The organism is Tardiphaga sp. 862_B3_N4_1, from assembly GCF_051811085.1.
GTDB lineage: Bacteria > Pseudomonadota > Alphaproteobacteria > Rhizobiales > Xanthobacteraceae > Tardiphaga > Tardiphaga robiniae.
Map to the genome: position 1 here is coordinate 2,161,967 of NZ_JBPWQB010000002.1, position 19,354 is coordinate 2,181,320.

At 61.9% G+C, this 19,354-nt stretch carries 15 protein-coding genes; 8 read left to right on the forward strand and 7 right to left on the reverse strand.

All coding sequences use genetic code 11. The features are described from left to right. Window positions 1-15: 15 nt before the first annotated feature. The 3 genes from feoB to AB8B02_RS27470 all read right to left on the reverse strand — a co-directional run bounded on the left by feoB (window position 16) and on the right by AB8B02_RS27470 (window position 4,069). Window positions 16-1,902, reverse strand: a complete 1,887-nt coding sequence (feoB, locus tag AB8B02_RS27460; protein WP_439065699.1) for a ferrous iron transporter B — start codon at window positions 1,900-1,902, stop codon at window positions 16-18. Continuing rightward, entirely contained in the window at window positions 1,899-2,186 is a 288-nt protein-coding gene (locus AB8B02_RS27465) for a FeoA family protein (RefSeq protein WP_175365953.1), read from the reverse strand. The genes feoB and AB8B02_RS27465 overlap by 4 nt, the downstream gene beginning before the upstream one ends. 89 nt (window positions 2,187-2,275) lie before the next feature. After that, window positions 2,276-4,069: an ABC transporter ATP-binding protein gene (locus tag AB8B02_RS27470; RefSeq protein WP_439065700.1), complete on the reverse strand. Its 1,794-nt coding sequence runs from the start codon at window positions 4,067-4,069 to the stop codon at window positions 2,276-2,278. Window positions 4,070-4,259: 190 nt separating this feature from the next. Here AB8B02_RS27470 and AB8B02_RS27475 point away from each other — a divergent pair, with 190 nt between their 5' ends. Further along, window positions 4,260-5,603 carry a TAXI family TRAP transporter solute-binding subunit gene (locus tag AB8B02_RS27475; protein ID WP_231078336.1) on the forward strand — a complete coding sequence of 448 codons (1,344 nt, stop codon included), beginning with the start codon at window positions 4,260-4,262 and terminating at the stop codon, window positions 5,601-5,603. Window positions 5,604-5,677: 74 nt separating this feature from the next. Continuing rightward, window positions 5,678-6,637, forward strand: coding sequence for a phospholipase D-like domain-containing protein (locus AB8B02_RS27480; RefSeq protein ID WP_439065701.1), 960 nt, complete (start codon window positions 5,678-5,680; stop codon window positions 6,635-6,637). A gap of 186 nt (window positions 6,638-6,823) precedes the next feature. Here the strand turns inward: AB8B02_RS27480 and AB8B02_RS27485 are convergent, their stop codons facing one another. From AB8B02_RS27485 to hutI, 4 genes are all read right to left on the reverse strand, one after another. Further along, entirely contained in the window at window positions 6,824-7,705 is an 882-nt protein-coding gene (locus AB8B02_RS27485) for a LysR family transcriptional regulator (protein ID WP_175365957.1), read from the reverse strand. Window positions 7,706-7,857: 152 nt separating this feature from the next. Beyond that, entirely contained in the window at window positions 7,858-8,427 is a 570-nt protein-coding gene (locus tag AB8B02_RS27490) for a HutD/Ves family protein (RefSeq protein WP_439065702.1), read from the reverse strand. A 9-nt stretch (window positions 8,428-8,436) separates the two neighbouring features. Further along, entirely contained in the window at window positions 8,437-10,110 is a 1,674-nt protein-coding gene (gene hutU, locus AB8B02_RS27495; protein WP_439065703.1) for a urocanate hydratase, read from the reverse strand. A 10-nt stretch (window positions 10,111-10,120) separates the two neighbouring features. Further along, entirely contained in the window at window positions 10,121-11,347 is a 1,227-nt protein-coding gene (hutI, locus tag AB8B02_RS27500) for an imidazolonepropionase (RefSeq protein ID WP_120288194.1), read from the reverse strand. Window positions 11,348-11,442: 95 nt separating this feature from the next. Between hutI and AB8B02_RS27505 the strand changes: the two genes are divergently transcribed. The 6 genes from AB8B02_RS27505 to AB8B02_RS27530 all read left to right on the forward strand — a co-directional run bounded on the left by AB8B02_RS27505 (window position 11,443) and on the right by AB8B02_RS27530 (window position 19,225). Then, window positions 11,443-12,822, forward strand: coding sequence for a formimidoylglutamate deiminase (locus AB8B02_RS27505; RefSeq protein ID WP_439065704.1), 1,380 nt, complete (start codon window positions 11,443-11,445; stop codon window positions 12,820-12,822). A gap of 23 nt (window positions 12,823-12,845) precedes the next feature. Beyond that, window positions 12,846-13,586: a histidine utilization repressor gene (hutC, locus tag AB8B02_RS27510; protein WP_439065950.1), complete on the forward strand. Its 741-nt coding sequence runs from the start codon at window positions 12,846-12,848 to the stop codon at window positions 13,584-13,586. 105 nt (window positions 13,587-13,691) lie between these two features. Next, window positions 13,692-14,636, forward strand: coding sequence for an ABC transporter substrate-binding protein (locus AB8B02_RS27515; RefSeq protein WP_089266870.1), 945 nt, complete (start codon window positions 13,692-13,694; stop codon window positions 14,634-14,636). A gap of 130 nt (window positions 14,637-14,766) precedes the next feature. Further along, window positions 14,767-15,540, forward strand: a complete 774-nt coding sequence (locus AB8B02_RS27520; RefSeq protein ID WP_093761596.1) for an ABC transporter permease — start codon at window positions 14,767-14,769, stop codon at window positions 15,538-15,540. Further along, a complete protein-coding gene (locus AB8B02_RS27525; protein ID WP_439065705.1) occupies window positions 15,537-16,322 on the forward strand; it encodes an ABC transporter ATP-binding protein in 786 nt (261 codons plus the stop codon). The genes AB8B02_RS27520 and AB8B02_RS27525 overlap by 4 nt, the downstream gene beginning before the upstream one ends. Before the next feature lie 269 nt (window positions 16,323-16,591). Beyond that, window positions 16,592-19,225, forward strand: a complete 2,634-nt coding sequence (locus AB8B02_RS27530; RefSeq protein ID WP_439065706.1) for an EAL domain-containing protein — start codon at window positions 16,592-16,594, stop codon at window positions 19,223-19,225. The last annotated feature ends 129 nt before the right edge of the window (window positions 19,226-19,354 follow it).

The window sequence follows — 19,354 nt, forward strand, 5'->3', positions numbered from 1 at the left end:
GCCACGCTGGCCGGGCTACCCCAGCCCGGCCGCCTTCGCGACGGTGTAGGTGATCAGGCTCGCCACATAGGCCAGCGCGAACATGTAGAGGAACGTCACCACCATCCACTTGGTGCTGCCGGTCTCGCGGCGGATCACGGCCAGTGTCGAGGCGCATTGCGGGGCGAAGATGAACCAGGCCAGGAACGATAGTGCGGTGGCAAGGCTCCATTTGCTGGCCAGCGCCTGGCCGATGGCGTCCGCTGCTTCCTTGCCACCTTCGATCGCATAGACGGTGCCGAGCGCGCCGACCGCGACTTCGCGCGCCGCCATGCCGGGGATCAGCGCCACCGCGATCTGCCAGTTGAAGCCGAGCGGTGCGAAGAACGGCTCCAGGAATTTTCCGATCATCGCAGCCAGGCTGTAATTGATCGCCGGCCCTTCGGCGCCGGCCGGTGCCTGCGGGAACGAGGCGAGGAACCAGATCAGGATCATCATCGACAGGATCGTTGTGCCGGCGCGCTGCAGGAACATCTTGGCGCGGGTATAGACGCCGATGGCGATGCTCTTGAGGCGTGGCAGCTTGTAGTCCGGCAATTCCAGCATGAATGGCGCGGGCTGGTAGTCGCGCCACATGAAGAACTTGATGACGAAGGATGCCGCCAGCGCGCTGCCGATGCCGGCAACATAGAGCCCGAACATCACCAGCCCCTGCAGGTTGACCCAGCCCCAGACGTTTTCCGCTGGGATGAAGGCCGAGATGATCAGCGTATAGACCGGGATGCGTGCCGAGCAGGTCATCAGTGGCGCGATCAGGATGGTGGTCAGGCGGTCGCGGCGATTATCAATCACCCGCGTCGCCATGATGCCGGGGATGGCGCAGGCAAAGCTCGACAGCAGCGGGATGAAGGCGCGGCCATGCAGACCGGCGCCGCCCATGATGCGGTCCATCAGGAACGCGGCGCGTGCCATGTAGCCGAAATCTTCCAGCAGCAGGATGAACAGGAAGATGATGATGATCTGCGGGAGGAACACGAGCACGCTGCCGACGCCGGCGATCAAACCGTTCTGCAGGAAGCTCTGCAAGATGCCTTCGGGCAGCACCTGCGCTACCACCGTGCCCAGCGCGCCGAATGAATCCGACAGCAGCTCCATCAGCGGCTGCGCCCAGGAGAACACCGCCTGGAACATCACGAACAGAATGAGCGCGAGAATCGCGAGACCGGCGACGGGATGCAGCACCACGGCATCGACGCGCGTGGTCAGCGTGTCCGGCTTGCTCGGCATCGTCACGGTGTCGCGGATGATGCGGTCAGCCTCGCGCTGCAGCGCCTTCATCTCGGACAGGCCGAGCGGCTTCCAGCCGTCGCCGTCGCCGGCCGCCGGCATATTGGCGGCGAATTCGTCGGTGCGCTTGCGTAATTCCTCCACGCCGGCCTTCTTCACCGCGATCGAGGTGATGACCGGCACGCCGAGTGCCGCTGACATCGCATCGACATCGATGCTGACGCCGCGGCGCTGCGCGATGTCGAACATGTTGAGCACCACCAGCAGCGGACGGCCGGTACGCTTGAGTTCCAGGATCAGCCGCAGCGTGAGGCGCAGATTGGTGGCGTCGGCAATGCACAGGACCAGATCGGGCGCGGCTTCGCCGGGACGCTTGCCGAGCACGACGTCCCTGGTGATCTCTTCGTCCGGGCTGCGGCCGCGCAGCGAATAGGTGCCGGGCAGGTCGAGCAGCGTCACCTGACGGCCGGCCGGTGTTACAAAGGCGCCTGCCTTGCGCTCGACGGTGACGCCCGCATAGTTGGCCACCTTCTGGCGGCTGCCGGTGAGTGCGTTGAACAGCGATGTCTTGCCGCTATTGGGGGCTCCCACCAGCGCGAGATGAAAGCGCTCGGTGGTCACGTCTGTATGGGTCATTTCACAACAACTGCCATGGCTTCGCGCCGGCGAACGGCGATCGTAATATTGTCGACGCGCACCGCGATCGGATCGCGCTGGATGGCACCCTGATGCAGGATCTCGACGCGCGCGCCTTCGGTGAAGCCCATTTCCAGCAGATGCCGTTCGAGCTCGTGGCCGCTCTCGGCGGCGCCTGCAATATCGGGCTGCAACGCCACGATGGTTCCGATGAATCCGCGTGGCGCATTGCCGAGGCGCAATTCGTGTATGGATGTTTCGGATGCAGTCTGGTGGACGGTCATGCCCGACCTTGTCGAGCAGCGTCCTGACAAGGTCAAGACAAACGCACGTATGTTATTAGAATGATTATAAAGAGGCGTTCCGGCACCGCTTACGATGCGCCCGCAGACTGCTCGTTCACCACCCGCTGCTGGATCTTCACCAGTTCTGCATAGATGCCGCCTTGGGCGATCAGTTCGTCGTTGGAGCCCTGCTCGGCGACGACGCCTTCTTTCAGCACGATGATCTTGTCGGCGTCGCGAATGGTCGAGAGCCGATGCGCGATCATGATGACGGTGCGCCCCTGCATCAGCCGGCGCAGCGCCTCGATCACCAGCGCCTCGGATTCCGGATCAAGCGCTGCCGTCGGCTCGTCCAGGATCATGATCGGGCTGTTGCGCACCACCGCACGCGCGATGCCGATGCGCTGGCGCTGGCCGCCGGACAGCGTGTCGCCGCGTTCGCCCACCATGGAGTCATAGCCATGTGGCATGCGGCTGATGAACTCGTCGGCATTGGCGATCTTGGCGGCGGCAACGATCTCCTCGTCAGTTGCACCAGGGCGGCCATAGGCGATGTTCTCGCGGATGGTGCCGCGGAACAGCACCGTCTCCTGCAGCACGAAGCCGACCTGAGCGCGCAGCGCCGAAAGTTTGTAGTCGGTGACATCGACGCCATCGATCAGCACGCGCCCCGATGTCGCATCGTAGAAGCGCGGGATCAGACTCAGCACCGTGGATTTGCCGGAGCCGGTCGGCCCGACCACGCCGACGATCTGGCCGGGTTCGATATGCAGCGAGACGTCGCGGAGCACGCTGGCCTCCTCGCTATAGGCGAAGGCGACGTTCTCGAAGGTGATGGCTCCCTTGGCGCGACCGGGATCGACCGCACCCGGTTTTTCCACGATGACATCGTCGGCGGCCAGGATGTTCTGGATCCGCTCCAGCGCCACGGTGGTTTGCGCGATCGCGCTGGTCATGCTGGCGAGGTCCTTCACCGGTTTGAAGAACTGCGCGAGATAAGCGAGGTACACGGTGAGCGCGCCAGCCGTCATGGTGCCGGCGACAATCAGCGAGGTCCCCTTCCACAGCACGATGGCGGTGCAGAACGCCACCACGATGCTGACCACAGGCGAGAGCAGCGACTTCACCTGACGCGCCTTCATGGCCGCCTCGACCGTTGCATGGCTGGCGGCCTCCAGCCGCGCCAGTTCGAGATCCTGCCTGCCGAAGGCCGTGACTGCGCGGACCTGGCCGAGGCCCTGCTGGACCACGGCGACGATCTCGCTCTGCCGTTGCCGCACCGTGCGCGTCACGTCCTTCACGGCGCGCTTGAAATGGAACACGAAGACGATCAGGAACGGCGTGATACCGAGCGCGATCAGTGTAAAATCCCAGTCGAGCCAGAACATCAGCCCGATCATGAAGACGATGGTGATGAGATCGAGCAGGATATCCAGCGTCGATGATGAAGCGAAGTTTTGCAGCGTTGTGACGTCTGTGGTGATCGTGGACATCAGCGCGCCGGTCTTGGCCTTGTCATAATAGCGTAGCGACAACCGATGCAGATGCGCATAGATGCGGATGCGCAGGTCGTTGGCCACCCACTGGCCGACCGATGTCGAATAGTAGTTGTCGATGTAGGTGGCGATCGCACCGATCACGGCGATCACCAGCGTGGCGATGCCGGCGAACAATGCGACACCGAGCGTGTGGCGGCCGATGCCGTAGTCATGGGCCCAGTCCAGCCAGGCGGGCAGGTGATGGCTGCCCAGCGCGTCATCGAGCACCAGTTTCAGCGGCCAGGGCGCGGCCAGGCTCATGGCGATCTCGACCAGCATGGCGAGGAAGACGATGATCAGCCAGCCACGATAGGGCCGGAGCATCTCGAGTACCAGACGAGTCATCGAACATTGTCTCCAGCAACACGGCCAGGCCGGGAATCATGAGCAGTCCGGGCGGTCGCAGTATATAGCCGCCGTCGGTTAGCGGGTCTTAACTGTAGTCGGGTACAGATGGATTTTTGCTGACAGCCCGCGCATTGTGGCATGCGGGCAGGAGCGTCAGTTAATTTGGCAGGGCTGCGCAGGACCGAACATGAACGTGCGATCCGTTGCTTTCCCGTTCTGGGGCAGGGTGCTTCTGCTGGCCGGCATCCTCGGTCTGGTGGTGGGCGGCGGCCTTCTGACCTGGCGCTATATCGAGCGTCCGACCGTGCTCAAGCTGGCGGTCGGATCGATCGATGGCGAAGCCGGCAAGACGGCCTCGATCATCGCCAGCCATTTCGCCACCAGGAAGTCGCCGATCCGGCTGGATTTCGAGACCTTTGGCAATGCCGTCGATGCCGGCAAGGCATTCTCCTCCGGCAAGGTCGATCTCGCTGTCGTCCGGGCCGATGTCGGCGATCTCTCCGAGGCGCGCGCCGTTGCCGTCATGGCCAAGGCGGTCGTCATGCTGATCGCGCCTCCCGGCTCGAAAATCACCAGCGTCGAAGGTCTGCGAGGCCGCACCGTCGGTGTGGTGGGCGGCGAGGTCAATCGCAAGCTGGTCGATGCGCTCACCAAGCAATACGACCTGACGAGCGCGAGGGTCACATTCAAGAATCTTGAGGTCAGCGATACCCGGCGCGCGGTGGAAGCCAAGGAAGTGGGCGCGCTGCTGGTGGTGATCCCGCTGACCGAGAAGTATTTGTCCCTGGTGCGCGGTCTGTTCAAAACCGGCGCGCCCGTGCTGATCCCGATCGATGCCGCCGGCGCCATTGCCGATGCCAATGGCGCCTATGAGAGCTTCGACATTCCGAAAGGGTCGCTCCGCGGCGCGCCGCCCGTCCCGGACGATGACGTGACAACGCTTCGGGTCAGTTACTATCTGGTCGCGAACAAGAAGCTCCATTCCAGCCTGATCGCGCGTCTGACCGAAATGGTGATCGCGGCGCGCCGCGATCTGATCGCCGGGCAACCGCAACTGGCCGGTATCGCCGCTGCCGACACCGATCCCGATGCCTTTATCCCCATTCATCCCGGCGCTGCTGCCTACTACAACGGTACCGAGCAGAGCTTCATGGACAAATACGGCGACGACATCTATCTCGCCCCCATGATCCTTGGCGCCCTTGCCTCTGTGCTGGCTGCCGCCTGGAAATTCCTCGGCATCCGCCCGCCCGACCACCGTGAGGCGACACTCAATGCACTTTATGCATTGCCGCGCCGGATCCGGGCGGCGGCGGACGATGCGGAACTGTGCGCGATCGAGCAGGAGGTCGACGATCTTCTCAGCGCGCAATTGGCGAAGACCATGCGCAATGATGACGATGCACTTGAAATGGCGACGCTGGTCTCTTCGGCACAGCGCCTCGATAACCTCATTCATCACCGCCGTTCGGCGCTGGCGCGGGCCCCATTTTCTGCCGCGCCGCATTCAAGTATAGAGTCGGAGACGTAGTTCCAGGCCATGACGCTGTTTTGCAGAACCAACAGCCGTTTGCGGGCACCTTTATTTCTCGCGAGAGGTCAATCATGACGCATAACCTGCTCGTGTTTCCGGATGACACCGCGCAGTGCATCATCGATCCGATCAGGGCGGCAAAGCGCAGCCTGAACATCCGGATGTTCCTGTTCACCGATCCGACGCTGCTGCATGAGGTGATCGCGGCGAAGCGGCGCGGCGTGAAAGTGCGCGTCATGCTCAATCCGGCCCGGCGAAATGGCGAGAGCGAGAATGACGAAACCGCCGCGGCACTGGCTGCGGCCGGGGTCGAGGTCCGTGACAGCAATCCGGCCTTCGCGCTGACCCATCAGAAATCGATGGTGATCGATCATGAGTGGGGATTTGTGGAGTCGCTGAACTGGGAGACCCGCGATCTCACCGAAACGCGCGACTACGCGGTGACCACGACCAAGAAGCTCGAGATTTCCGAGATGGTGGATTGCTTCGAGGCCGACTGGGCGAAGCAGGATTTCGTGCCGAACCCGGACTCGCAACTGATCTGGTGTCCAAACAACGGCCGCGAGCGGATCGGCGCTTTCATCGATTCCGCGCGGGACACGCTGTGGATCCAGAACGAGCGTTATCAGGACACGGACATCATCGAGCGGCTGGTTCGCGCAGTGTTGCGCGGCGTTCAGGTCCACATCATCGCGCGGCAGCCGCACAAGCTGAAGAAGAACAAGCTGATCGAGGGGATCGGCGGTTTGCGCATCATGCATGACGTCGGCGCCAAGGTGCACCGGCTCAATGACATGAAGCTGCACGGCAAGATGCTGTTGGCCGACGAGGAACGCGCTATCGTCGGTTCGATCAATCTCACGCCGGGCAGTTTTGACGATCGCCGCGAACTGGCCATTGAGACCGACGCGCACCATGTTGTGAAGCGTCTCGTCGAGACCTCACATCACGACTGGAAACATTCGCGCAAGCTCGACCTCTCCGACGAGGCGGTGCAGGCGGACCTGGAAAAACACGGCATCCGGCAGTAGCGCGTTGTCGCTCAGCGCCGATCCGGCCGCGGCGATTGCCGGGCTCGGGGCTGCACAGGTTTCCTTTCCGCGCGGCGAGCATATTCCGTGGCCAGGTTCAGCAGTCGTTCGCGAACCACGGGGTCATCAATCTCCCGCGCCAGCTTTTCGCAGCGCTCGGCCTGCTCTCTGAAATATGCGGCTTCGCTAGGCAACTTTGTCGTTTTCCATGGGCAGTGCGGGGCGCAGGAACATCGCCGAGAGCTGATCCTTGATTTCCAGGACACGCGGCGATGTCATACCCGGGCGAATACAGAGCAGCGCTTTGATGGTCGGAAGCTCCGGTAAGTAATAGTCCCTGGCCCAGACCAGTCCCGGCGGAATGATCCGGCTGGGAACAGCCGTCAGTCCGATGCCGGCTTCGACGGCGGCTTTCTTCGCGCTGTAGTCCTGACTGCTGAAGGCAATCCGATAGGAAAGGCCATGCCGCGTGAGTGTATGAATCATCCAGTCGTCATTGGTCCAGGTGACGATTGGGATCGGTGCGCCGGGGCTGAGCACGAATGATTTCGAGCGAACCCATGCCAGCCGATCCTCGGATTCATCGACAATGAGTGGAGCCAGATCGGCACTGATTTCTCCCCGCTGGAAAAAACACCCGACGTCGATATGGCCGTCGATCAATGCTGTCGCAATCTCGGTGGACATTCCGGCATGGATATGGATGTCATTGAGGTTGCTCAGGCTCTGCTCGGCGACGAAGCGCTGCGCGAGGACAACGCTCAGGCCCAAACGAAGCCGGTCGACATGATTATCGGCTCCGCCGAGCGCAAGCACCTGATCGTTGGCCTCGATGATCTTGCGCGCCTGCGCAAGCACCAGCTTGCCGAGATCGGTCGGACAACTTCCGTTCGGCGTCTTGCTGAACAGCGAACCGCCAACAAGTTGTTCGAGGCGCTTGATCTGCGAACTCACCGCGGGCTGACTCAACCCCAATTGCTCCGCAGCCTTGGTCAAGCTACCTGTTTCTGAAATGGCAACGACGGTACGAACAATTTCAATCGGAATATTGAGATGCCGCTTGTGCATTTGAATATCCAGCCTCGCAATTGCGCCATGAGTCGGACCAAGTGGTGTCGCGATTCTCTACCAATCATATAGGCGTAATCACTCTTGGTTATATATTTGATTTGGATGGCATTTCGGGAACTTATGGCGTCATCAAAATCAGTGTGTGGCGGCTATCTACCGAATTCGATGATGACTACACGCGCCGTCGCATCGGACTCAATCGCGACAGGTGCTGATCCTTGTTCCACAAGCAGCCCATCATGCGCCGACAGGCTGTCGACGGTCGATGCCGACCGTACGGTCGCAGTGCCATGCTCAACGAACAGAAACGCTTGTGCAGAAACTATAAAATCCTGACGTTTCATGACGTTGATGCGTCTCACATGCTGTGAGACGATCCCGCGCCTGCTCATCACATTCAAATCTGTAATGGGGCCGTCGATCAGTAACGCTGACGTTTGCTGATCGCCCGGAAAGGAATGGATCGCGCTGCGATCAATGCGCACAGATGCGCTGCCGTGGACATTGAGGTCGATGCCGGCGCCATCGATGACCAGAAGTGTACGATCAATCCCGGGAAATGACGAGAACGGTCCGTCGCTCGTTACCTGCGCCATACTGACGCGCCAGTCGAAATCGTCCAGCTTTGCATCCGCCGGGAAGATCGCGATCTCCGTGGTCGATCCAAGCCCGTTCTTCCAGGGCATCACCTTGTAGTTCGCGGCGCGCAGGATCTGCATGCGCCGCACTCAGCCCTTGGCGTGCAGCGATGGCAGATTGAGGTGATGTTCCTCTGCGCAGGCGATGGCTTCCTCATAGCCCGCATCGGCGTGACGCATCACGCCGGTGGCCGGATCGTTCCACAACACCCGTTCGAGGCGCTTGGCTGCTTCCGGCGTGCCGTCGGCGACGATAACCATGCCGGAATGCTGCGAGAAGCCCATGCCGACGCCGCCGCCGTGATGTAGCGACACCCATGTTGCGCCAGATGCGCAGTTGAGCAGCGCATTGAGCAGCGGCCAGTCGGAGACGGCGTCGGAACCGTCCTTCATCGCCTCGGTCTCGCGGTTCGGGCTTGCCACCGAACCGGAGTCGAGATGATCCCTGCCGATCACGATCGGCGCCTTCAATTCGCCCGAGGCCACCATCTCGTTGAAGGCGAGGCCGAGGCGATGGCGATCGCCGAGCCCAACCCAGCAGATCCGCGCCGGCAGGCCCTGAAACTGGATGCGCTCGCGCGCCATGTCGAGCCAGTTCACCAGCGCTTTGTTGTGTCCGAGGATCTCCTTCACCTTGGCGTCGGTCTTGTAGATGTCCTCGGGATCGCCTGAGAGAGCAGCCCAGCGGAACGGGCCGATGCCGCGGCAGAACAGCGGGCGAATATAGGCTGGCACGAAGCCGGGGAAGTCGAACGCGTTGTCGACGCCTTCTTCCTTCGCCATCTGGCGGATGTTGTTGCCATAGTCGACCGTCGGCACGCCCATCTTGTGGAAGTCGAGCATAGCGCGGACATGCTCGCTCATGGATTTGCGCGAGGCCTTCTCGACGGCCTGCGGATCGCTGGCGCGCTTGGCTTCCCATTCGGAAAGCGTCCAGCCCTTCGGCAGATAGCCATTGACCGGATCATGCGCCGAGGTCTGGTCGGTGACGATATCCGGCCTGACGCCGCGGCGGACCAGTTCAGGGAAGATGTCGGCGGCATTGCCGAGCACGCCGACGGAGATCGGCTTCTTCTCCTTGTTGGCCTTCTCGATGATCGCCAATGCGTCGTCGAGATCCTTTGCCTGCACGTCGAGATAACGGCTCTTCAAGCGCATCTCGATGCGGCTCGGCTGGCACTCGACCGCGAGGCACGACGCGCCGGCCATGGTGGCAGCCAGCGTCTGCGCGCCGCCCATGCCGCCCAAGCCTGCCGTGAGAATCCATTTGCCGGAGAGGTCACCGTTATAGTGCTGACGTCCGGCCTCGACGAAGGTCTCATAGGTGCCCTGCACGATGCCCTGCGAGCCGATATAGATCCACGAGCCGGCCGTCATCTGGCCGTACATCATCAGCCCCTTGCGATCGAGCTCGTTGAAGTGCTCCCAGGTGGCCCAGCGCGGTACGAGATTGGAATTGGCGATCAGCACGCGCGGCGCGTCGGCGTGCGTCTTGAATACGCCGACCGGCTTGCCGGACTGCACCAGCAGCGTCTCGTCAGTATTGAGCTCGCGCAGCGACTTGGCGATCTGGTCGAAGGCTTCCCAATTGCGCGCCGCGCGGCCGATGCCGCCATAGACCACCAGTTCGTTCGGGTTCTCGGCCACTTCCGGATCGAGATTGTTCATCAGCATGCGCAGCGGCGCTTCGGTGAGCCAGTCCTTGGCGGAGAGTTCAGTGCCGCGCGGGCTGCGGACGATGCGGCTGTTCTTGCTGCGATCCATGATGGTGTCCTTAGTTGGATGTCGCGGAGGTCCGGCCGTGCCAGACGCGGGCGTGAAGCGGATTGAAGCCGACGCGGTAAACCAGCTCGGCGGGGTGTTCGATGTCCCAGATCGCGAGATCGCAGACCTTGCCAATTTCCAGCGTGCCGATCTCGTTCAGTTTGCCGAGCGCCCGCGCGCCTTCGCGCGTGACGCCGAGCAGGCATTCATCCACGGTCATGCGGAACAGTGTCGCGCCCATATTCATGGTCAGCAGCAGCGAGGTCAGCGGCGAGGTGCCGGGATTGCTGTCGGTGGCCAGTGCCAGATGGGTGCCATGCTTGCGGAACAGCGCGATCGGCGGAGCCTGGGTCTCGCGCAGGGTGTAGTAAGCACCCGGCAATACTACGGCGACGGTGCCGGCCTTGGTCAGTGCGATGACGCCGTCTTCGTCCGTATGTTCGAGATGATCCGCAGACAGCGCGCTGTGGTCGGCGGCAAGTTTAGCACCGTGCAGGTTGGACAGCTGGTCCGCATGCAGCTTGACCGGCAGGCCGAGTTTCTTGGCGGCGTCGAACACCCGCGCCGTTTGCTCCGGCGAAAATGCGATGCCCTCGCAGAACGCGTCGACGGCGTCGGCGAGTTTCAGTTCGGCAATCGCCGGCAGCATTTCGGCGATGACCGTGTCGATATAGGCGTCCTTGTCGCCATTTGCTTCCGGCGGCATCGCATGCGCGCCGAGAAACGATGTCACCACTGATACGTTGCGCTCGCGGCCGAGCTGCAGGGCGGCCTTGAGGCAGCGGATCTCGGTCTCCTTGTCGAGCCCATAGCCCGACTTGATCTCGATGGTGGTGACGCCTTCGGCGAGCAGATGATCGAGCCGCTTCAATCCGCTGGCGACGAGCTGCGCCTCGCTGGCCGCACGCGTCGCCTTCATGCTCGAAGCGATGCCGCCGCCGGCGCGCGAGATGTCCTCATAGCTCGCGCCCTCGAGCCGCATCGCGAATTCCGTGGCGCGGTTGCCGCCATAGATCAGATGGGTGTGGCAATCGACCAACCCCGGCGTGATCCAGCGGCCCTCGCAATCGATGCGAGTCTTGGCGTCGGTGCCGGCCGGCAGTTCTGACGCTGGACCGACAAAAGCGATCCGGCCGTCCTTTGCTGCGATGCAGCCATTCTTCACGATGCCGAGGCCGGGCTGGCCGGGCGCCATGGTCGCGAGGCGTGCATTGGTCCAGATGGTATCGAAGGTCATGACGGACTGCCGTAAATTCGGGACGTCGTATGTCTATACATAATCAGCGGCCTCGCTTATTGTCGAGCGTCTTTTGAATGCAACAGGCAATCGCTATGGGCACGCAACGTGCTGCAAAAAGGCTGTTCTTCGCGCACGCGCTGCTGCCGTCAGGCTGGGCGCGCGACGTCGTTGTCTCAATCGAGAATGGCGCCATCACGGCCGTTGCCGCGAATTCGAGCAGCGCTGACGCTGAAATCATCAGCGGCGTGGCGCTGCCCGGATTGCCCAATTTGCACAGCCATGCGTTTCAGCGCGGCATGGCCGGCCTCACCGAAATCCGCGGCGCCACGCAGGACAGTTTCTGGACCTGGCGGCAGTTGATGTATCGCTTCATCGATACGCTGACGCCGGATGACGTCGAGGCCATCGCGGCTTTCGCCTATGCCGAGATGCTGGAAGGCGGCTTCACCTCGGTGGCCGAATTTCATTATTTGCATCACGACGAGAATGGCGCGCCCTATGGCGACCTCGCCGAAATGGCTGGACGCATCGCGGCGGCGGCCGGCGAGACCGGCATCGGTCTGACGCTGCTGCCGTCTTTTTATAACTTCAGTGGCTTCGGCGGCGCGCCGTCAATTCACGGTCAGCGCCGTTTCGTCAATGATCCCGCGCGCTTTCTGGCGCTGCTGGAGAAGTCGCGTGAAGCGATCAAGTCGGTCGATGACGCCGCCATCGGCATCGCGCCGCATTCCCTGCGCGCGATCACGCCGGAGACGTTGAATGACGTCCTCAGCGCGGTGCCAGATGGTCCGATCCATATCCACGTGGCCGAGCAGACTAAAGAGGTCGACGACTGCATCGCCTGGTCCGGTCAGCGCCCGGTGGCGTGGTTGCTGGATCATATGCCGGTCGACAGGCGCTGGGTGCCGATCCACGCGACCCATATGACCGATGAGGAAATCGCCGGTGTCGCGAAGACAGGTGCCGTCATCGGCCTGTGCCCGCTCACCGAAGCGAGCCTCGGCGATGGCATTTTCGACGGCCCGCGCTTCATCGATGCCGGCGGCGTGTTCGGCGTCGGCTCCGATTCCAATATCGAGATTACGGCGCCGGGCGAACTCAAGCAGCTCGAATACAGCCAGCGTCTGGCCTATCGCGTCCGCAATGCCGTGGCGCGCCATGAAGGTGAATCCACCGGCCGTGCTCTCTATGAACATGCGCTGGTCGGCGGTGCGCAGGCGTCAGGCCGCAATACCGGTGCACTTGCGGTCGGCAAGCGTGCGGATATCGTCGTGTTGGATACCGCGCATCCCGATCTCTGTGCCGTCACCGGTGACCGCTGGCTCGATGCCATGACCTTTGTTGCCGGCAAGTCGGCGATCTCCGACGTCTTCGTCGGCGGCAAGCAGGCCGTCAACGGCGGTCGCCACATCAAGCGCGCATCCATCACCGAGCGCTATCGGCGCGTCGTGCAGCGGCTGGCGACACTCTGATGGCGGCAGCGCGCGTGTCAAAACTGGCAAACGGAAAAGCGCAGGCCGCGCCGCAGGCGCTGTATCAGCGCATCCGCGCCGATCTAGAGGAGAAGATCCTCTCCGGCCGCTGGCCGCCCGGCTATCGCATTCCGTTCGAGCATGAGCTGGTCGAGAGCTATAATTGCTCGCGGATGACCGTGAACAAGGTGCTGTCGGGTCTCGCAGCCGCTGGTGTCATCGAACGCAAGCGCCGCGTCGGGAGCTTCGTCGCCAAGCCGCTGGTGCAGTCCGCAGTGCTGCATATTCCGGATATCCAGGCCGAGATCGCCAAGCGCGGCGAGGCCTATGCCTATGAGTTGCTCACGCGCAAACGACGCAAGGCAACCAAGGACGATCTCGAACGTCTCGGCATCGACAAGAGCTGCGACGTGCTGGTGCTGAGCTGCCGACACATCGCCAAGGGCAGGCCGTTCGCGCTGGAAGAGCGCCTGATCAATCTCGACGTGGTGCCGCCCGCGTCTGAAATCGATTTCACGCGCGTGCCGCCCGGTACCTGGCTGCTTGGTCACGTGCCGTGGAATGAGGCTGAGCACCGGATTACGGCATCACTGGCAGACGATATAGCGCTGAAAGCATTGACGCTGAAGAAGCCGGCCGCCTGTCTCGTTGTCGAGCGCCGCACGTGGCGCAAGAACAAGATCATCACATCGGTGCGCGTCACCTATCCGAACGATCTGTATCAGCTCACCGCGCGCTTCACGCCGACGGGGCTGCGATCATGAGGACGATATGAATCATCTGTCGCAGGCCGTCTGCGGAAATTGACTCTGGCAATCCGCCATGTTGCCATGCAGTATCATTCTAAATCTGGCTGAGGAGAGTGCGTTATGAAGTTGATTGGAGTTTCCGTCGCCGCCATGCTCGCGGCTCTCGTTGCGACCCCGGCTGCGGCGCAGACCAAGGTCACCATCGCCATTTCCGGCTGGACGGGTTTTGCGCCGCTGACGCTGGCGAAGGAAGCCGGCATCTTCGCGAAGAACGGACTCGACGTCACCATCAAGAAGGTGCCGCAAGCCAGCCGCCATCTCGCCATCGCCTCGGGCGACGTGCAATGCGCCGCCACCACGGTCGAGACCTGGGTGGTGTGGAATGCCAATGGCGTCGCCACCACGCAGCTGTTCCAGCTCGATAAGTCCTATGGCGCTGACGGCATGGCCGTGCGCGCCGGCACCGCATCGATCAAGGACCTGAAGGGCAAGACCGTCGCCGCATCGGCGCCGGGCACTGCGCCCTATTTCACGCTCGCCTGGTTCCTGAAGAAGAACGGCCTCAGCGTGAAGGACGTCTCCGTCGTCAATATGGAGCCGGGTCCGGCAGCGCAGGCCTTCATCGCCGGCCAGAACGATGCGGCCATGACCTATGAGCCATATCTCTCGGCCGTGCGCGAGAAGCCGGAAGCCGGCAAGATCATCGCCACCACGCTCGACTATCCGATGATCATGGACACCTTCGGCTGCACGCCGAAATTCATCGCCGATAACGAAGGTGCCGTGAAGGCGCTGGCCAAGAGCTATTTCGAGGCCGTTGCGATGATCGGCGCTGAGAAAGACAAGTCCTATGAGATCATGGGCGCCGACGTGAAGCAGACCGGCGAGAAGTTCGGCGCCTCCGCGCAGTATCTGCGCTGGCAGGATCAGGAGGCGAACAAGAAGTTCTTCGCTGGCGAGCACCAGGCGTTTTCGAAGGAAGCTGCCGAGCTGCTGCTCGAAATCGGCGTGATCAAGGAAATCCCGGATCTGACGAAGCTCGCCGATCCGCGCTTCATTCAGTAAATCTCCACCATCGCTTCCGTCATTGCGAGGAGCGAAGCGACGCGGCAATCCAGCTCTTACTTAAGGAAGACTGGATTGCTTCGTCGCAAGAGCTCCTCGCAATGACGATCATGAGCATCGAATACGCAGCATGAAGCCACTCGCCCCCATTTCATCCACCGCGCGCGTCGTGCTCGGCATATCGTTCTTCGTTCTGTTCGTTGCCGCGTGGTCCTATGCGACCTTTGGCGGCTTCGTCTCCAAGACCTTCCTCGCCAATCCATGGACCATGCTGCAGGACGGCTGGTTTCTGCTGGTGAAGCAGGGCTTCCTGCATGACATCGGCATGACCATCTGGCGCGTGATCGGCGGCTTCGTGCTGGCGGCGCTGTTCGCGGTGCCGATCGGCATCCTGATGGGCGCCTACAAGCCGATCGAAGCCTTTCTCGAACCCTTCGTGTCCTTTGCGCGCTATCTTCCCGCCTCCGCCTTCATCCCGCTGCTGATCCTGTGGGCGGGCATCGGCGAATTGCAGAAGCTGCTGGTGATCTTCATCGGCTCGGTGTTCCAGCTCATTTTGATGGTCGCTGTCAGTGTCGGCAGCGTGCGCCGCGATCTCGTCGAGGCATCGCTCACGCTTGGCGCGCGCGACGCCGGCGTGCTCAAGCGCGTGCTGATTCCATCCGCCGCGCCGGAGATCGCGGAAATTCTCCGTCTCGTGCTCGGCTGGGCCTGGACCTATGTCATCGTCGCCGAACTGATCGGCTCGTCCTCGGGCATCGGCCACATGATCATCGACAGCCAGGCGCTGCTGGCCACCGGCCAGATCATCTTCGGCATCATCGTCATCGGAATCATCGGTTTGATTTCGGACTATGCGTTCAAGGCTGCGAACCGGCGCTTGTTTCCGTGGAGCATCATTTGAGCAAGCTCGTCATCGACAACGTCTCGCGGATTTTTCCTGCCGTGCGCAGTGGCACGCCGACGCGTGCGCTGGAGCCGACCAATCTTTCGGTCGCGGACAACGACTTCGTCACCATCCTAGGCCCATCCGGCTGCGGCAAGTCCACGCTGCTGCGCATGGTCGCTGGGCTGGACACACCGACCACGGGCCGCATCCTGCTCGACGGCAAGGCGATCACCGGTCCCGGCGCCGATCGTGGCATGGTGTTCCAGTCCTACACGCTGTTTCCCTGGCTCACGGTGTCGGAGAATATTTCCTTCGGTCTGCGCGAGCGCGGTGTTTCCGAGCGTGAGCGCAACGACATCGCCAAACAGTGGCTGGAGAAGGTGGGCCTCACCAGCTTCGCCAATCATTTTCCGAAGCAGCTCTCGGGCGGCATGCAGCAGCGCACCGCGATTGCGCGTGCGCTCGCCAATGATCCGAAGATCCTGCTGCTCGACGAGCCGTTCGGCGCGCTCGACAACCAGACCCGCGCCTTGATGCAGGAATTGCTGCTCGGCATCTGGGAGCGCGAGCGCAAGACGGTGATCTTCGTCACCCACGATATCGAGGAAGCGGTGTTCCTCGCGTCGCGCACCGTGGTGATGTCGGCGCGTCCCGGTCGCATCAAGGCCGATATCGCGGTCGATCTACCGCATCCGCGGCACTACACAATCAAGACCAGCCCGGCTTTTTCCGATCTCAAGGCGCGGCTCACGGAAGAAATCCGTGTCGAGGCCGTGCTCGCGGCTGAGGCCCACTGAGATTCTCAGGCCGCATCAGCGGCGTCAGGATACCGCTTGAGCGACGCGCCAACTATCGAAGGTTGCGTCGGTGCTTGCGTGTCCTGCTCTGGCTGCGTGGTTTTAGCCGGACCTTAAGTACGTTCGCGGTCGCCTGGAACTCGGGCGCCGCGCAAAACAGTTTGGCGACGTCTCGCACATACGATTGCACCACCGCGGCTGAAAGCCGGTGATCGGGTCATTTCAACGACGGTCCGATGGTTTGAGCAAAGTAATTGCGAGTTGCGTTTATGACGTTGGTGCATGTCGACCAGAGTGATGCTGCCAGGACGCTCCTCGCCGGGCTGGAGCAGGCGATCGATGCTGTCGTGATGATCGACAGCAAGAATAGCGTGACCCATTTCAACGCCGCCGCCGAACGGTTGTGGGGCTATGAGCGCGATGAAGTGCTCGGGCGAAATATCAGCTTTCTGGTGCCGATGGCCATCAGGTCGCAGCATGACGGATATATCGCCGCGAACCGCGCGACCGGCGTCAATCGCATTGTCGGTCACAGCCGCGAGGTGAAAATCGAACGCAAGGACGGCAGCGAGATCTGGGGATCGTTGTCGATGTCGCGGGTCGAGGTGAATGGCGAGATCACCTATATGGGCTTCGTCCGCGATGTGACGGAGGAGGTGAAGCGCAGGGAAGAAATTATCCCGCTGGCTCTCGTGGTCGACAAGACGAAACGCGCTATCTACATCGCGGGTCGCGATGCACGGATCTGCTATGTCAACGGCGCCTTCACCGGCATGTTCGGCTACGCGCTGGATGAGGCGACGGGACTCATCCCGGAGGAATTCCTCGTCGGCGCATATACCAGCCAGGCGACGCTCGCATATCTGGACCAGCAGATCAGAACGGAAGGTTCTGCTGAAGACGAAATTCTCCTTTACGACAAAGCCGGCAACGAGGTCTGGGTCTCGGTTGCCTTGAATGCGATTCATGGCGCGGATGGAAAAATCCAGCACCTCGTCGCATTGATGACCGATATCACCGAGAGCAAGCAGCTTCAGTCGCTGCAGCATCACATCCTCGAAGCGCTGGCCGATGAGCAGCCGCTGCTCGATGTGATGGACAATCTTTGCCGGAAGGTGGAGCAGATCGCGCCCGATGTCGTCTGTTCGGTGCTACATGTCGATTCCGCGGGATTGCTGCATCCTTTGGGAGGGCCAAGCCTCCCCGCAGGTTATGCGCAGGCGCTGGACGGCATTGCCATCGGACCGGATGTCGGGTCTTGCGGGACCGCTGCCTTTCGCGGCGAGCCTGTTCTGGTCACCGATATCGAAAACGATCCTCTCTGGCTGCCATACAACAGCGCGCCGCTGGCTTCCGGTCTGAAGGCCTGTTGGTCGATGCCGATCAAGACCAGGGATGGGCGCGTCATCGGCACGTTCGCATTCTACTTCAGGGAATGTCGCAGACCCAGCCGCTTGCATCACGGCATCGTCGATGCCTGTGTTCATCTCGCCGCGGTCGCCATCGAGCGTGAAGAAGCGCGCAACGAAATCTCGCGGCTTGCCTATTTCGATGCGCTCACCGGTCTGCCGAACCGGACCCATATGCGCCAGTTGATGGAGCGTGCCGTCGCGGAATGCCCCGCAGATGCGCAGATGGCGCTGATATTTCTTGACCTGGATCACTTCAAGGACGTCAACGATACGCTGGGACATGCTGTCGGCGATGACTTGCTGGTCGCCGTCACACAGCGGCTTCATCAGCACATCCGACCGGGCGATATCCTGAGTCGTCAGGGCGGCGATGAATTCATCATCCTGATGCCGAACTGTATCGCGGCAGATGCATCCCGCATCGCGGGCCGTCTCACCGAGGCGCTGTCGGTTCCGCTGCAGCTCGGCGGCCATCAGGTGCCGATTTCTGCCAGCGCCGGCATCAGCATGTTTCCGGACAATGCCCGCGATCTCGATAGTCTGCTGAAATATGCCGATGCGGCGATGTACAAGGCGAAGCAGGCCGGCCGCTCCACGCATCGGTTTTTCAGCAACGACATGGACCGCGTGAATGAGGAGCGCCTTCGTCTCAGCACCGCTTTGCGCCACGCGCTTGCGCAAGGCGGCCTGCGGTTGCACTACCAGCCGCAGATCCGCGCAGGCAGCGGCGATCTGTACGGTGTCGAGGCATTGGCGCGCTGGCATGATCCCGTATTGGGCGATGTGTCACCAGCGAAGTTCATTCCACTTGCGGAGGAATGCGGCCTCATCGAGCAGATTGGTGTCTGGTCGCTGCGCGAGGCGTGCAGGCAGATTGCGGCGTGGCAAAAGGCAGGGCTCGATGTGCCTTGCGTCTCCGTCAACCTGTCGCCGATCAATTTTCTGAATCCGGGATTGCCGGCATTGATCTCCGATATCATCGCGGAAAACGGGCTGGCGCCTAACAGGCTGATGCTCGAAGTCACCGAGGGCGCGGTGATGAGCGAACACACGACCGCGATCGAGATCATGATGCAGATCCGCGCGGCGGGCATCGGATTATCGATGGATGATTTCGGCACCGGTTATTCGAGCTTGAGTCGCCTGGCGCATTTGCCGGTGCGCGAGCTGAAGATCGATCGCAGCTTCATGCGCGGTATTGAGACCGAGGTCTGTGCTCTGGCGATCGCCACCGCCGTCGTGTGCGTCGGACAGAGCCTCAACATGACGGTCGTGGCCGAAGGCGTCGAGACCGAAGAGCAGCGCAGGATTCTGGCCGGGCTGGGCTGTGACGTCATTCAGGGGTTCCTGTATTCGCCTGCACTGTCCGCATTCGATCTCGAAGCCTGGCTGGTGGCCCGCCATGCCGAACGCTGGGCGGCGCTGGTTGACGAGCGCCGGGCCGAAGCTGCGCAAGAGGAAATGTGGCCGGGTGCGCTCGCGGCCATGTAATCTCGAGAAATTGACGACCGTCGTTAACGCGTTGTTAACGACATCCGGTATTCCGGCCCTTCGAGATGAGATCGAACGAACTTCTTAGCTACTGGAGTTCGAATACACTCGTACCAGCGAATGACATTG